We start from the raw sequence: 15596 nt of genomic DNA on the forward strand, positions 1-15596 counted from the left end.
TTCTCGCATCGCCTGAAAAAACAAAACCCCACGCTCCGAAAAACGTGGGGTTCGTCAGCAGTCTGAGGCCGGTTCACAGAGAACCGGCCTTTTTTGATTCGCGCAGTCCGCGCTTACGACGGGATCAGACTTGCGCGCCTGCGTTCGGGTCGTTCGGATCGGTGCGTTCCTTCTTGTCCTTCAGCAGATCTTCGCGCTTCACGCCGAGCCACATCGCGAGCGCGGCGGCGACGAACACCGACGAATAGATACCGAACAGAATACCGACCGTCAGCGCGAGCGCGAAGTAGTGCAGCGTCGGGCCGCCGAACAGGAACATCGACAGCACCATCATCTGCGTACAGCCGTGCGTGATGATGGTTCGCGACATCGTGCTGGTGATCGCGTGGTTGATCACTTCGATCACGGTCATCTTGCGTTCGCGGCGGAAGGTCTCGCGAATCCGGTCGAAGATCACGACCGACTCGTTCACCGAATAGCCGAGCACCGCGAGCACGGCGGCCAGCACCGATAGCGAGAACTCCCATTGGAAGAACGCGAAGAAGCCGAGAATGATCACCACGTCGTGGAGGTTCGCGATCACGCCGGCCACCGCGTACTTCCATTCGAAACGGAACGACAGGTAGATCACGATGCCGATCACCACGCACGCGAGCGCGAGCAGGCCGTCGGTGGCGAGTTCCTTGCCGACCTGCGGGCCGACGAACTCGACGCGCTGCAACTGCACCTGCGGGGTGTCGGCCTTCAGAGCGGTCATCACCTGTTCGCTCTGTTGCGCCGACGTGTAGCCCTGCTTGAGCGGCAGACGGATCAGCACATCGCGCGAGGTGCCAAAGTTCTGCACCTGCGCGTCGGCATAGCCGAGCTTCGCCAGCGTGCCGCGCACCGGATCAAGCGGCGCGGCGCCCGGATACTGCACTTCGATGACCGTACCGCCGGTGAACTCCACCGACAGATGCAGCCCGCGGTGCGCGAGAAAGAACACAGCGGCGAGGAACGTCAGCAGCGAAATTGCGTTGAAGATCAACGCACGCTGCATGAACGGGATGTCTTTGCGAAAGCGGAAAAATTCCATGGTCGTGTTCTCCGGGACTCAGCGGGATGAACCCGGTTTCTGCGGCGTATTCGACGCGTTGCGACGGCGCACGGTCGGCTTGCCGGTGCGTGCCGGCGCGCCAGCCTGGGCCTTCGACTTTGCCTGGGCCGCGGCGATGGCTTGCGCGGTGTCGGTGGCGGCGTCGCTGCTGCCGTTGCCTAGATAGGCGCTCGAACCTGCCAGCGCTGTTTCCGGACGCCACACCTGGCCGATGGCCAGCGACTTCAGCTTCTTCTTGCTGCCGTACCAGAAGTTGACGATTCCGCGCGAGAAGAACACCGCCGAGAACATCGACGTCAGGATGCCGATACAGTGGACGATCGCGAAGCCGCGCACCGGGCCGGAGCCGAATGCGAGCAGCGCGAGGCCGGCGATCAGCGTGGTGACGTTCGAGTCGAGAATCGTCGCCCATGCGTGCGCGTAGCCGTTCTGGATCGCCAGTTGCGGCGGCGCGCCGTGGCGCAGTTCTTCACGCACACGTTCGTTGATCAGCACGTTCGCGTCGATCGCCATACCGAGCGCGAGCGCGATAGCCGCGATACCCGGCAGCGTCAGCGTGGCCTGCAGCATCGACAGTATCGCGATCAGCAGCAGCAGGTTCACGGACAGGCCGATCATCGAGATCACGCCGAACAGCATGTAGTACGCGATCATGAATACGGCGATCGCCGCGAAGCCCCACACCACCGAGTGGAAGCCCTTCTTGATGTTGTCGGCGCCGAGGCTCGGGCCGATCGTGCGTTCCTCGATGATTTCCATCGGCGCGGCGAGCGAACCCGCGCGCAGCAGCAGCGCGAGGTCGGCGGCGGCTTGCGGGGTGGGCTGGCCGGTGATCACGAAGCGGTCGCCCAGTTCCGACTGGATGGTCGCCACCGTCAGCACCTGGCCCTTGCCTCGTTCGAACAGCACCATCCCCATCGGCTTGCCGATGTTGTCGCGCGACACGCTGCGCAGTGCGCGGCCGCCGGCCGAGTCGAGACGGATGTTGACCGAAGGACGCTGATGTTCGTCGAAGCCCGCCGACGCGTCGATGATGCGGTCGCCGGTGAAGATCACCTGCTTGCGCAGCAGCACCGGCACCTGGTTGCCCTGCGTGAACAGCTCGTCGCCCGGCGGCACCGGGTCGTTCGGGTTCGGATGCGTGTTGACCGGATCGGCGAGACGCGCTTCGAGCGTCGCCGTACGGCCGATGATGTCTTTCGCCTTCGCGGTGTCCTGCACGCCCGGCAGTTCGACCACGATGCGGTCCGCGCCTTGTTGCTGGATCACCGGCTCGGCCACGCCGAGTTCGTTCACGCGGTTATGCAGCGTGGTGATGTTCTGCTTGAGCGCGGCGTCCTGCACGGAGCGCTGCACGGCCGGCGCAAATGTGCCGACCAGTTGCACGCCACCGTCCTGTCCCGCTTGCGAGGCCCACTGGAGTTCGCTGATGCTGCGGCCGAGCAGCTTGAGCGCCGCGTCCGCCGTGACCTGATCGGGCAGATTGACCACTACCGACTGGCCGACGCGATTCACGCCGCCGTCGCGCACGTTGTTCTCACGCAGCAGCGTGCGCACGTCCGACGCGTCCGAGTCGAGCTTCTTGTTCAGCGCCCCGGCCATGTCCACTTGCAGCAGGAAGTGCACACCGCCGCGCAGATCGAGACCGAGGTACATCGGCAGCGCGCGCAGCGCGGAGAGCCAGGTCGGCGACGCGCTTTGCAGGTTCAGTGCGACGATGAACTGCGGATCGGTCGGATCGCTGTTCAGCGACTTCTGCAACAGGTCCTTCACGCGTAGTTGCGTGTCGGTGTCCGTCAGGCGCACGCGAACGTTCGCGTTGGTCTGCGAGTTGTCGAACGTGACGGCGGTCGGTTTGATCTGATTGGCGGCAAGCGCCGCTTCGACTGCGGCCAGCGTGGTCGAGTCGAGCCTGACCGTTGCCTTGCCGCTCGACACCTGCACCGCCGGCGCTTCGCCGTACAGATTGGGCAGCGTGTACACGAGGCCGATGACCAGAGCCACCAGCATCACGGCGTATTTCCAGAGGGGGTAGCGATTCATGAGTGGTCCAACGGGAAAGTTGGCTTGGAAGCGATGCGTCCGGCGATGAGCGCGGGCGATTCAGCGCGCGATGGCGTGGATCGCCGGCGAGGCCGCGCCGGACGCAAGGGAGCAGGCCTTATAGCGACTTGATCGTGCCCTTCGGGAGAATCGTCGTGACCGACGCTTTTTGCACGGTGATTTCGGTGCCTTCCGAGATTTCAATGCCGACATAAGCTTCGCCGACCTTGGTCACCTTGCCGACGATGCCGCCATTCGTCACCACTTCGTCGCCCTTGGCCATGGCGGCGAGCATGTTGCGATGCTCTTTCTGGCGCTTCATTTGCGGGCGAATCATGATGAAGTACAGCACGCCGAACATCAGGATCAGCGGCAGGAAGCTCATCAGGTTCGATTCAATGCCACCTGTTGCTGTGCCTTGGGCGAAGGCATTGGAAATGAACGACACGTTGGTCTCTCCGTTATCAGTCAAACGATCAAAAAAATCAGCCGGTTATTCTACCACCGGCCGCACGCGCGTCGGCACGGCGAATCGGCTTTGCGATCAGCCGTTTAAAGCTTGGTCGAAGCCTGGTCGGAAGCCGGGTTGAAGCGGCGTTGAAGCCGGGCCTGCCGTTCGCGAAAGTAGATTGTAAGATTTTCGCCGCGCGACGGAGGGATTCTTCGTGGAATCCATCTTCGGGGCCGGTTACGACGCCGGTTCGACGCCGCGAGCGCGGTTCTCGTGGAAGCGTTTGCGGAACGGCTCGAACATTTTCGCGTCGATCGCGTCGCGCATTTCCTGCATCAGTTCGAGGTAGTAGTGCAGGTTGTGGATCGTGTTCAGTTGCGCGCCGAGGATTTCGCCGACGCGATGCAGGTGATGCAGATAGCCGCGCGTGAAATTGCGGCAGGTGTAGCAGCCGCATTGCTCGTCGAGCGGGCGCAGCGAATTTTTGTGCGTGGCGTTGCGGATCTTGATGTCGCCGAAACGCGTGAAGAGCCAGCCGTTGCGCGCGTTGCGGGTCGGCATCACGCAGTCGAACATGTCGACGCCGGCGGCGACGCCCGCCACCAGGTCTTCCGGCGTGCCCACGCCCATCAGGTAGTGCGGCTTGTCGGCCGGCAGCTTCGGGCCGATGTGGTTCAGCACGCGCATCATGTCTTCCTTCGGCTCGCCGACCGACAGCCCGCCGATCGCGAGGCCGTGGAAGTCCATCTGCGCGAGGCCTGCCAGCGATTCGTCGCGCAGGTCCTCGAACATGCCGCCCTGAACGATGCCGAACAGCGCGTTCGGATTGCCGAGCCGGTTGAATTCGTCGATCGAACGTTGGGCCCAGCGCATCGACATGCGCATCGACTCGGCCGCGTCCTTGTGCGAGGTCGGCACGTTGTTGGTCGCGTATGGCGTGCATTCGTCGAACTGCATGACGATGTCCGAGTTCAGCACTTTCTGGATCTGCATCGACACTTCCGGCGACAGGAACAGCTTGTCGCCGTTGATCGGCGATGCGAACGTGACGCCGTCTTCGGTGATCTTGCGCAGATCGCCGAGCGAGAACACCTGGAAGCCGCCGGAGTCCGTCAGGATCGGCTTCTTCCAGCCCATGAAGCCGTGCAGGCCGCCGTGCGCCTCGATGGTGTCGAGACCCGGGCGCAGCCACAGGTGGAAGGTGTTGCCCAGGATGATCTGCGCGTGCATTTCGTCGAGCTCGCGCGGCTGCACTGCCTTCACGGTGCCGTAGGTGCCGACCGGCATGAAGATCGGCGTTTCGACCACGCCGTGATTGAGCGTGACGCGGCCGCGGCGGGCCTGGCCGTCAGTGCCGAGCAGTTCGAATTTGAGGCCGTTGGCGGGGCGCTCGGTAGCCGTCTGTTGCGATGGATGACCGTCGGTCATTGGGTAACTCCTGTGCTACCGGAAAACAGTCCGGCGCGTATGTTGAAACAGTCTTTGGTTTGACAGCTCTGCATGGGACGCCAGAAGAGTCCGCGGCGGCAAGGGAACTGCAAAAAAGTTGAAACAACGTGTCAGACAGCTCAGGCGTCCCGCCGCGTGAGCAGCATCGCGTCGCCATAGCTGAAAAAGCGGTAACGCTGTTCGATCGCGTGGCGATACGCGGCGCGAATCGTCTCGACGCCGGCGAACGCCGACACCAGCATCAGCAACGTCGACTTCGGCAAATGGAAATTCGTCACCAGCCGGTCGACCACGCGGAACCGGTAGCCCGGCGTGATGAAGATGTCGGTTTCCGTGCTGGCCGCGGCGAGCGGTCGGCCGGCAGCTTCGGCGTCGCGGGCGGCGGCTTCGAGCGCGCGCATCGAGGTCGTGCCTACCGCAATCACACGGTTGCCGCGCGCCCGGGTCGCGGCGATTTTGTCGGCGAGCGATTGCGGCAGGTGATACCACTCGCTGTGCATCTTGTGCTCGGCGAGGTTTTCGACCCGCACCGGCTGAAACGTGCCCGCGCCGACGTGCAGCGTCAGCGTCGCGCGCTCCACGCCGCGCTCGTCGAGCCGCGCCAGCAGCGCGTCGTCGAAATGCAGGCCGGCGGTGGGCGCGGCCACCGCGCCCGGGTTTTGCGCGAACACCGTTTGATAGCGGGTCTCGTCGGTCGCATCGGGGTCGTGCTCGATGTACGGCGGCAGCGGCAGGCGGCCGAACTGTTCGATCAGCGTCAGGCAGTCGCCGGGGAAGTGCAGCGTATAGAAGGGCTCGACCCGCTCGCCGACCGTCACGTCGAACGCGTCCGCGAGCCGGATCGTGGTGCCCGGCTGCGGGCTCTTGCTCGCGCGGATCTGCGCGAGAGCCGTGCGCTCGCCGGTGAGCCGCTCCACCAGCACTTCGATCTTGCCGCCGCTGGCCTTCTGACCGTGAAAGCGCGCCTTCAGGACTTTGGTATCGTTGAACACCAGCAGATCGCCCGGCGCAATGCACTCGGGCAGTTCGGCGAAGCGGCGGTCGATCAGACGCGCGGCGTCGGCGCCGCCCGCGTTGTCCACTTCGAGCAGACGGCTGGCGCTGCGCTCGGACAGCGCGACTTGCGCGATCAACTCCGGTGGCAGATCGAAATCGAAATCGGAAAGCGTAAACATGCGAACGACTGGAAGCGAATTGAGACTGAATTGAGCCGAAGCCGGAGCCGGGCGGCTATGATTGCGGGACGCCAGAGCGGCCCGTGCGCCCACGCGCCGTGTGGCGCGCGACACCTTTGACAGCCGATATTGTACTTGCGAAGCAGCCCATGCCTTTGTCCGACCGCCGATTGCCCTCCGCTACCGATGAAGCGAGCGCCGCCCCGAAGCGCCGCGTCGCGCGGAGCAATGCGGCGGGCGAGGTGAGCGAGCGCGGTGCGGGCGCGGCGACGGCGCTGGCAAGCGCCGCGTCGGAGGATGGCGAATCCGCTGGCAATTCCAACGGCACGAACGACAAACCCGGCGCCAACGACAAACCCGGCGCCAACGGCAAACCCGCCGCCAACGGCAAACCCGCCGCCAACGGCAAACCCGCCGCCAACGGCAAACCCGGCGCCAACGGCAAACCCGCCGCCAAATCCAGCGCCAAACCCGCCGCCAAACCCCCCGTCAGAACCGCCGACAAGCTCGCCAAACTCGGCCTCACGCGCGACATCGACCTCGTGCTGCATCTGCCGATGCGTTACGAGGACGAGACCTCGTTGACGCCGATCGGGCACCTGCTGCCGGGCGGCATCGCGCAAACCGAAGGCGTGGTGGTCGACAACGAGATCGCGTATCGGCCGCGCCGTCAGTTGGTGGTGAAGCTGCACGACGACGCCGGCGACGAACTGGTGCTGCGCTTTCTGAACTTCTACGGCTCGCAGGTCAAGCAGATGGCGATCGGCGCGCGGCTGCGGGTGCGCGGCGACGTGCGCGGCGGTTTCCTCGGCATGGAGATGGTGCACCCGGCAGTGCGCGTCGTCGCCGAAGACACGCCGCTGCCGCAGGCGCTGACGCCGGTGTATCCGAGCACCGCGGGCGTGACGCAGGCGTATCTGCGCAAGGCGATCGACAACGCGTTGGCGCGCACCGCGTTGCCGGAACTGCTGCCCGAGCCGGTCGCACGCGCCTTTTTGCAGCCGCTCGGCGTGCCGTCGCTGATGGACGCGGTGCGCACATTGCATCATCCGGGCGTGCAGTCCGATGAAACCGCGTTGATCGACGGCACGCATCCGGCGTGGGTGCGCATCAAGTTCGAGGAGCTGCTCGCGCAGCAGATGTCGCTCAAGCGCGCGCACGAAGAGCGCCGCACGCGCGCCGCGCCGGCCATGCCGCGCCGCAAGCTGGGCGACGAGTCGGCGCTGGTGGCGCGCTTGCTGAAGGCGCTGCCGTTTTCGCTGACGGCGGCGCAGGAGCGCGTCGGCGGCGAAATCGCACTCGATCTGACCCAGCCGCATCCGATGCAGCGCCTCTTGCAAGGCGACGTCGGCAGCGGCAAGACGATCGTCGCCGCGCTCGCCGCCGCGCAGGCCATCGACGCCGGCTACCAGGCCGCGCTGATGGCGCCGACGGAAATCCTCGCCGAACAGCATGCGCGCAAGTTGCGCGGCTGGCTGGAGCCGCTCGGCGTGAGCGTCGCGTGGCTGGCGGGCAGTCTGAAGACCAAGGAAAAGCGCGCCGCGCTCGAAGCCGCCGCGCTCGGCACCGCGCAACTCGTGATCGGCACGCACGCGATCATTCAGGACGCAGTGGAATTCGCCCGCCTCGGGCTCGTGATCGTCGACGAACAGCACCGGTTCGGCGTCGCGCAACGGCTCGCGCTGCGCGCCAAGGCGAATCCTCCAGGGGGACTGCCTGCGGGACGCAACGCCGCCGGCGACGCGCCCGATTTCCAGCCGCATCAGCTGATGATGTCCGCGACGCCGATTCCGCGCACGCTCGCGATGACCTACTACGCCGACCTCGATGTCTCGACCATCGACGAGTTGCCGCCCGGCCGCACGCCGATCCTGACGAAACTCGTGTCCGACGCGCGGCGCGACGAGGTGATCGCCCGCGTGCGCGAAGCGGCGCTGACCGGGCGTCAGGTGTACTGGGTGTGTCCGCTGATCGAGGAAAGCGAGACCTTGCAGCTGCAGACCGCGGTCGAGACCTACGAGACGCTGGTGGCCGCATTGCCCGAGCTGAACGTCGGGCTCGTGCATGGACGGCTCGCGCCCACCGAGAAGGCGGCCGTGATGGACGCCTTCACGCGCAACGAGGTGCAGTTGCTGGTCGCGACGACGGTGATCGAAGTGGGGGTCGACGTGCCGAATGCGTCGCTGATGGTGATCGAGCACGCCGAGCGCTTCGGCCTTGCGCAACTGCATCAGTTGCGCGGCCGGGTGGGGCGCGGCAGCGCGGCGTCGGTGTGCGTTTTGCTGTACACGGGGCCGTTGTCGATCACGGCGCGAGCGCGCTTGCAGACCATGCGCGAAACGACCGATGGCTTCGAGATTGCCCGGCGCGACCTCGAGATTCGCGGACCGGGCGAGTTTCTGGGCGCCCGTCAGTCGGGCGCGGAGATGCTGAGGTTCGCCGATCTCCAGAATGACCAGTGGCTGATCGAGCCCGCGCGTGAGGCGGCCGCAACCTTGCTCGAACAGTATCCGGAGGTGGTGATGCAGCATCTGGCGCGCTGGCTCGGCGCGCGGGAGCATTACCTGAAGGCGTGAATCTGGTTCGAGGTTGACCTGGATGGGCCACGGCTTGAAAACCAGAGGTTGGCGAACCGACCCTATCGGTGTATAACTAGAACCTATCGAACTCATCGCACTGATTGGTCCCCGAATGACGCTCACCGAATTGAAATACATCGTTGCGGTCGCCCGCGAGCGGCACTTCGGCCGGGCCGCCGAAGCATGTTTCGTTAGCCAGCCGACGCTGTCGGTGGCGATCAAGAAGCTCGAGGACGAGCTGAACGTGCAGATCTTCGAGCGCGGCACCAGCGAAGTCAGCGTCACGCCGATCGGCGAACAGATCGTCACGCAAGCCCAGCGCGTGCTCGAACAGACGCTCGCCATCAAGGAAATCGCCAAGCAGGGCAAAGATCCGCTGGTCGGGCCGTTGCGCCTTGGCGTGATCTATACGATCGGGCCGTATCTGTTGCCCACGCTCGTCAAGCAGATGATCCAGCGCGTCCCGCAGATGCCGTTGATGCTGCAGGAAAATTACACGCTCAAGCTGATCGAGCTGCTCAAGCAGGGCGAGATCGACGTCGCGATCATGGCGCTGCCTTTTCCCGAGACCGGGCTGATGCAGCGCCCGCTGTACGACGAGCCGTTCGTGGTCGCGCTGCCGGCCGGCCACGCGTGGGAAAACCGCCCGAAGATCGACGCCGACGACCTGAAGCAGGAAACCATGCTGCTGCTCGGCAGCGGCCATTGCTTTCGCGACCACGTGCTCGGCGTGTGCCCGGAGCTGATGCGCTTTTCGCAGAACGCGGACGGTATCCAGAAGACCTTCGAAGGGTCGTCGCTGGAGACCATTCGTCATATGGTCGCGAGCGGTGTCGGGATTACCGTGCTGCCGCGCATGTCGGTGCATGAAGTGAAGCCGCACGCGGGCGGCATCGACCCGGGCCTGCTCAGCTACGTCCCGTTCGACGAACCCGTGCCCGATCGCCGCGTCGTGCTGGCGTGGCGCAAGAGCTTCACGCGCATGCCCGCGATCGACGCCATCTGCGACGCGATCAGCGCCTGCGATCTGCCGGGTGTCAAGAAGCTCGATCTGCCGGTCGCCGTCAACTAACCATTCCATCTGCCGCTTTCGGGCCGGCTCGACGGACGCCGTCGGGAGCCGGCCGCGCGCTCGTGCGCCGCGCCGGAAGGGCCGCAAGCCCTATCGTCGCAATACCTATTGAATAGATAAAATTAATCAAACACTATAATTCAATAGGGTTGTTATAGTCTCCTCCATGGATCGCCGATCCCCTACTTCACAAGGCCAGGAGGAATCATGATGCAAGCGGACTCGCAACCTACCCAGGCGCTCGCCGCCCAATCGCTCGGCGCTGCCGCCAGCGCTGTCGTCGCGCCGACACCCGGTGTGCGCACTGTCGCGTTGTCCCTGCTGGTCGATCGAGCACTGTCCGCGTGACGCCTCGTCTCTGATATCAGCGCGCCGCGCCTCTCTCCCATTCTGTTTCGATAAAAACCACGCAGGAGTTACGCATGTCCGAACGTAAGCTCACCAATGCCGCCGGCGCACCCATCGCCGACAACCAGAATTCGATCACCGCCGGTGCGCGCGGCCCGGTCATGCTGCAAGACGTCTGGCTGTTCGAAAAGCTCGCCCACTTCGATCGCGAAGTGATTCCCGAGCGGCGCGTGCATGCCAAAGGCTCGGGCGCATTCGGCACGCTGAAGGTCACGCACGACATCTCGCGCTACACGAAGGCAAAGGTGTTCGCACAAGTCGGCAAGGAAACGCCGCTCTTCATGCGCTTTTCGACGGTGGCCGGCGAGCGCGGCGCGGCCGACGCGGAACGCGACGTGCGTGGCTTCTCGATCAAGTTCTACACGGAAGAGGGCAACTGGGACGTGGTCGGCAACAACACGCCGGTGTTCTTCATCCGCGACCCGCTGAAGTTTCCGGACTTCATCCACACGCAAAAGCGTGATCCGTACACCAATCTGCGCAGCAACATCGCGGCGTGGGATTTCTGGTCGCGTCATCCGGAGTCGCTGCATCAGGTGACGATTCTGATGAGCGACCGCGGCATTCCGAAGAACTACCGGCAGATGCACGGTTTCGGTTCGCACACGTATTCGTTCATCAACGCGGACAACGAGCGCTTCTGGGTGAAGTTCCACTTCAAGTCGATGCAAGGCATCGAAAACTACACCGATGCCGAGGCCGCGCAAGTGATCGCGCAGGACCGCGAAAGTGCGCAACGCGATCTGGTCGCCAGCATCGATGCGGGCAACTTGCCGAAATGGCGCTTCGCGATTCAGGTGATGCCGGAAGCGGACGCGGCGACCTATCGTTTCAACCCGTTCGACATCACGAAGGTGTGGTCGCAGAAGGACTATCCGTTGATCGACGTCGGCACGATCGAGCTGAACCGCAACGCCGCGAACTATTTCGCGGACGTCGAGCAGGCGGCGTTCACGCCGGCCAATGTGGTGCCGGGCATCGGTTTTTCGCCGGACCGTCTGCTGCAAGGACGCCTCTTTTCGTACGGCGACACCCAGCGTTACCGGCTCGGCATCAATCACCATCAGATTCCGGTGAATGCGTCGCGCGTGCCGAATCCGCATTCGTTCCATCGCGACGGCGCGATGCGCACGGACGGCAATCTCGGTGGCAACGTGAACTATGAGCCCAACCGCTTCGGCGACTACGCGCAGGACCCGAACGCGTCGGAGCCGTCGCTCGCGGCAGGTGCGGTGGATCGCTACGATCATCGCGCGGACGAGGACTACTACACGCAGCCAGGCATGTTGTTCGCGCTGTTCGACACGGCCCAGCGACAGCGGCTGTTCGGCAATATCGCGCGGCACATCAACGGTGTGCCGCAGGATATCGTCGCCCGGCAGATCGAGCATTTGCGCCGCGCCGATCCGGCTTACGCGGAAGGTGTGCTCGCCGCTCTGGCCGAACTGGCCGAAGGCGGCAGGAAGTGAGCAGCAGGAAATAAGCAGCGAGAAAATGAGCAGCGAAAAACGGGCAGCGCGCGGTTCAGGCGCAGTCGCAAAGCGGGGCGCTTCTGCGCCCCGTTGATGTCGATATCAATCGCAGGAGTACGATCGTGATCCCGATGATGATGGCTACGATGCACGGCCCGCGTGCCGTGCGCGGCACGCAACGGCAACGGACATTCATGCTGCGCAAGACGATCGGTTTCGCGATCGTCGCGAGCGGGTTCGCGGTGATCGTCGCGCAGGCGTTGCAACCCATGGTGGGCGGCTAAGAACGGCGCGGCCGTCGATGCTGCGAGTGACCGCGCACCGCGCGAGCGTTGCAGATTTCCAGGCTAAACTGACGAGCGCCCCATGTTTCGAGTCTGCGATGCGCAGGCCGTCATTTTCAGATCGGTTCGTATCACTCTTCAAAGGAGTCATCATGGCCAAGAAAGAAGCCGCAACCGTACAGCACGTCAATATCGGAATCAGCGACAAGGATCGCAAGAAAATCGCAGAAGGTCTGTCGCGTCTGCTTGCCGACACCTATACGCTGTACCTGAAGACCCACAACTTTCACTGGAACGTGACGGGTCCGATGTTCAATACGCTGCACCTGATGTTCGAAACGCAATACAACGAACTGGCGCTGGCGGTCGATTCGATCGCTGAACGTATTCGCGCGCTGGGCGTGCATGCGCCGGGCAGCTACAAGGATTTCGCGAAGCTGTCGTCGATCCCCGAAGCGGACGGCGTGCCGGCCGCGGAAGAAATGATCCGCCAGCTGGTCGAAGGCCAGGAAGCCGTGGTGCGTACCGCACGCGCGATTTTCCCGTCGACGGAAGCCGCCAACGACGAGCCGACCGCCGACCTGCTGACGCAACGCATGCAAACGCACGAAAAGACCGCGTGGATGCTGCGCTCGATGCTGGCTTGAGCGTTGTACCTTGGCGAGCGATTCGCTTCGCTTCGCTCAGACGCCAACGTTGTGGTGATACAGAACACAGCCTCCCCGCGCGGGAGGCTGTGTTTTTTCTGGCACCGGCCTGGGATGCGCACGCAAGGCTGACGTCGCCACCGGCATCGGCCACGCCGGAACTGCCGGCCGCCCGCATCCCGTAAAATAGCGGCACCGTCTTCGCACTGCACCGAATCCGCCCATGTTCGCCCGACTTCCCCTGTATCTGCGCCTCGTTCGCATGGACAAGCCGATCGGCAGCCTGCTGCTGCTGTGGCCGACGCTCAACGCACTGTGGATCGCGTCCGACGGTCATCCGTCGTGGCCGCTGCTGGTGATCTTCACGGTGGGCACGGTGCTGATGCGCTCGGCGGGCTGCGCGATCAACGACTATGCGGATCGCGATTTCGACCGCTACGTGAAGCGCACCGAAAATCGTCCGATCACATCGGGCAAGATCAAGGCGTGGGAAGCGGTGGCGCTGGCGGCCGGTCTGTCGTTGCTCGCCTTTTTGCTGATCCTGCCGCTGAATACGCTAACCAAGGAACTGTCGGTGGCGGCGTTGTTCGTCGCCGGATCGTATCCGTTTACCAAGCGGTTCTTCGCGATTCCTCAGGCCTATCTCGGCATTGCGTTCGGCTTCGGCATTCCGATGGCGTTCGCCGCGGTCCAGAACCACGTGCCGATGCTTGGATGGGTGATGCTGCTCGCCAACGTGTTCTGGTCGGTCGCATACGACACCGAATACGCGATGGTCGATCGCGACGACGACATCAAGATCGGCATCCGCACCTCGGCGCTGACGTTCGGCCGCTTCGACGTGGCCGCGATCATGCTGTGCTATGCGGTGACGCTGGGCATTTACGTCGGCATCGGCGTGATGCTCGGTTTTGGCGTGCTGTACTGGCTGGGATGGGCGGTGGCAGTGGGCTGCGCGATCTATCACTACACGCTGATCCGCAACCGCGAACGGATGGCCTGCTTCGCGGCGTTCCGGCATAACAACTGGCTGGGCGGCGCGCTGTTTGCGGGGATTGCCGCGCATTACGCGGTGGCTTCGTTTTAATGGCGCAGCGCCGCTCGGGCGCTGCTTTCCGTGCTTCACGTCACGCTTCACGCGTAGTTTGCTTCACGTGTAATTGCTTCACGCGTAGTTGCTTCACAGGCGGTCGCTTCACGTGCCGTATTCGCACCTGATATTTGCGCGGCGTTGACACAGAGTTGGCGCCGAAATTCGAAGCAGGGCGCTGCGTCCCTCTGCGCGCTTCTTTTCCCAACTACTGTCCTGCGCTCGCCGTTGCATCCCGACGCGCTTACTGCTTGCCGAATTCGTCGCCCATTTCCCGTGCGCGCGCATCGGCGGCGAGCGCACCGCGCACGATTGCGTCCTTGATGCCGCTCGCGTCGAACGATGCGAGCGCCGCGGCGGTCGTGCCGCCTTTCGATGTCACGCGTTCGCGCAGCACGCTCGGCGGCTCGTCGGAATTCGCCGCCAATTGGGCCGCGCCGGTGAAGGTCGCAACCGCGAGCGCCCGGCCCTGCGCTTCATCCATGCCGAGCTGGCGCGCGGCTGCCTGCAGCGCTTCGATGAAATAGAACACGTAAGCCGGCCCGCTGCCCGAGATCGCGGTGACGGCATCGATCTTCGCTTCGTCGTCGAACCAGACCGTGTCGCCGACCGCGCCGAGCACCTGCGACGCGAGCGTACGCCCCGCTTCGTCGACAGTGCCGGTCGCGACGAGACCCGTCACGCCCATGCCGATCAGCGCCGGTGTATTCGGCATCACGCGCACGATGCGGCTGTGGCCGTTCAGCCAGCGCGACATGTCGCCCATGCGGATTCCCGCGACGATGCTGATCGCCAGTTGCGACGCCTGCAAATGCGGCGCCAGCGCTTGCGCGACGCTCTTCAGGATCTGCGGCTTCACCGCCAGCACGACCGCGTCGTACGCGGCGAGCGTGCCGTCGGCGGCCGCACCGGTGCGGATGCCGAATTGCTGCTCGTTGCGCTTGCGTGCGTTTTCGTCGGGGTCGATCGCGTACAGGTCTGCGGCCGCGACGCCACGCTTGATGAGGCCGCCGATCAACGCCGCGGCCATATTGCCACCGCCGATAAAAGCAATTTTCATGATGTTCCGAATGTGGTCCGGTGAGGAGCCCGCCAAGGCCCGCAAAGGTCAGTGAGAGTAATCGCGTGCGCCGAAGATCGCACTGCCGACGCGTACGATCGTCGCGCCTTCCAGCACAGCCGCTTCGAGGTCGGCCGACATGCCCATCGACAGCGTGTCGAGTGCCAGTCCGTCGTCGCACAGGCGCTCGAGCAATTCGCGCAACTGGCGATGCGGCACACGTTGCGCATCGATGTCGCCGGCTGGTTCGGGTATCGACATCAATCCGCGCAGCGTCAGTTTCGGCAGCGCGGCGATCTGCTGCGCGACCTCGACCGCCTCGGGAATGCTGACACCGCTCTTGGATGCCTCGCCGCTGATGTTCACCTGCAGGCACACGTTCAACGGCGGGAGATGGTCGGGGCGCTGTTCCGACAGCCGCTGCGCGATTTTCAGTCGATCGACCGAGTGCACCCAGTCGAAATGCTCGGCGACCGGCCGCGTCTTGTTCGATTGCAACGGGCCGATGAAATGCCATTCGAGCGCCGCGCGCAAATCGGCCAGTGCCTCGATCTTGGTGAGCGCTTCCTGCACGTAGTTCTCGCCGAACGCGCGCTGGCCGGCGCTGTGGGCGGCGCGCACGTCTTCGGCCGGAAAGGTCTTCGAGACCGCGAGCAGCATGACCGAGCGCGCGTCGCGCCCGGCCACGTGCGCGGCCGCGGCGATGCGTTGCCGCACCGCTTCGAGGTTGTGAATCAGATCGGGCATGGAACGGAACCGGTAATCAGCGT

Annotated in this window: 14 protein-coding genes; 7 read left to right on the top strand and 7 right to left on the bottom strand. The window is 64.3% G+C overall.

Annotated features, from left to right (window positions below):
- Window positions 1–124 precede the first annotated feature (124 nt).
- From secF to queA, 5 genes are all read right to left on the bottom strand, one after another.
- The gene (secF, locus tag BN2475_RS17540; RefSeq protein WP_094780778.1) at window positions 125–1075 is read right to left on the bottom strand and encodes a protein translocase subunit SecF; all 951 of its coding nucleotides are present in this window, start codon (window positions 1073–1075) and stop codon (window positions 125–127) included.
- An 18-nt stretch (window positions 1076–1093) separates the two neighbouring features.
- Window positions 1094–3139 (bottom strand): protein translocase subunit SecD, encoded by a 2046-nt coding sequence (gene secD / locus BN2475_RS17545; RefSeq protein WP_094780779.1) that lies wholly within the window; start codon window positions 3137–3139, stop codon window positions 1094–1096.
- Between the two features lie 118 nt (window positions 3140–3257).
- A complete protein-coding gene (gene yajC, locus BN2475_RS17550) occupies window positions 3258–3587 on the bottom strand; it encodes a preprotein translocase subunit YajC (protein ID WP_094780780.1) in 330 nt (109 codons plus the stop codon).
- Between the two features lie 240 nt (window positions 3588–3827).
- Window positions 3828–5018 (bottom strand): tRNA guanosine(34) transglycosylase Tgt, encoded by a 1191-nt coding sequence (gene tgt, locus BN2475_RS17555; RefSeq protein WP_094780781.1) that lies wholly within the window; start codon window positions 5016–5018, stop codon window positions 3828–3830.
- A 140-nt stretch (window positions 5019–5158) separates the two neighbouring features.
- Window positions 5159–6214: a tRNA preQ1(34) S-adenosylmethionine ribosyltransferase-isomerase QueA gene (gene queA, locus BN2475_RS17560; protein WP_094780782.1), complete on the bottom strand. Its 1056-nt coding sequence runs from the start codon at window positions 6212–6214 to the stop codon at window positions 5159–5161.
- Window positions 6215–6363: 149 nt separating this feature from the next.
- Here queA and recG point away from each other — a divergent pair, with 149 nt between their 5' ends.
- From recG to ubiA, 7 genes are all read left to right on the top strand, one after another.
- Window positions 6364–8790, top strand: coding sequence for an ATP-dependent DNA helicase RecG (gene recG / locus BN2475_RS17565; RefSeq protein WP_094780783.1), 2427 nt, complete (start codon window positions 6364–6366; stop codon window positions 8788–8790).
- Window positions 8791–8905: 115 nt separating this feature from the next.
- The gene (locus tag BN2475_RS17570; RefSeq protein WP_094780784.1) at window positions 8906–9865 is read left to right on the top strand and encodes a LysR substrate-binding domain-containing protein; all 960 of its coding nucleotides are present in this window, start codon (window positions 8906–8908) and stop codon (window positions 9863–9865) included.
- A 207-nt stretch (window positions 9866–10072) separates the two neighbouring features.
- Window positions 10073–10213 (top strand): hypothetical protein, encoded by a 141-nt coding sequence (locus BN2475_RS34665; RefSeq protein WP_162844484.1) that lies wholly within the window; start codon window positions 10073–10075, stop codon window positions 10211–10213.
- A 74-nt stretch (window positions 10214–10287) separates the two neighbouring features.
- Window positions 10288–11742 (top strand): catalase, encoded by a 1455-nt coding sequence (locus tag BN2475_RS17575; protein ID WP_094780785.1) that lies wholly within the window; start codon window positions 10288–10290, stop codon window positions 11740–11742.
- Window positions 11743–11867: 125 nt separating this feature from the next.
- Window positions 11868–12029: a hypothetical protein gene (locus BN2475_RS34670; protein ID WP_162844485.1), complete on the top strand. Its 162-nt coding sequence runs from the start codon at window positions 11868–11870 to the stop codon at window positions 12027–12029.
- Window positions 12030–12181: 152 nt separating this feature from the next.
- Window positions 12182–12676, top strand: coding sequence for a Dps family protein (locus BN2475_RS17580; protein ID WP_094780786.1), 495 nt, complete (start codon window positions 12182–12184; stop codon window positions 12674–12676).
- 223 nt (window positions 12677–12899) lie between these two features.
- Window positions 12900–13763: a 4-hydroxybenzoate octaprenyltransferase gene (ubiA, locus tag BN2475_RS17585; protein ID WP_094780787.1), complete on the top strand. Its 864-nt coding sequence runs from the start codon at window positions 12900–12902 to the stop codon at window positions 13761–13763.
- A gap of 247 nt (window positions 13764–14010) precedes the next feature.
- Here the strand turns inward: ubiA and proC are convergent, their stop codons facing one another.
- Together proC and BN2475_RS17595 are read right to left on the bottom strand one after the other, a co-directional pair.
- The gene (gene proC, locus BN2475_RS17590) at window positions 14011–14826 is read right to left on the bottom strand and encodes a pyrroline-5-carboxylate reductase (RefSeq protein ID WP_094780788.1); all 816 of its coding nucleotides are present in this window, start codon (window positions 14824–14826) and stop codon (window positions 14011–14013) included.
- Window positions 14827–14874: 48 nt separating this feature from the next.
- Window positions 14875–15573 (bottom strand): YggS family pyridoxal phosphate-dependent enzyme, encoded by a 699-nt coding sequence (locus tag BN2475_RS17595; protein ID WP_094780789.1) that lies wholly within the window; start codon window positions 15571–15573, stop codon window positions 14875–14877.
- Window positions 15574–15596: the final 23 nt, after the last annotated feature.

This window comes from Paraburkholderia ribeironis (assembly GCF_900019265.1).
Classification (GTDB): Bacteria; Pseudomonadota; Gammaproteobacteria; order Burkholderiales; family Burkholderiaceae; genus Paraburkholderia; species Paraburkholderia ribeironis.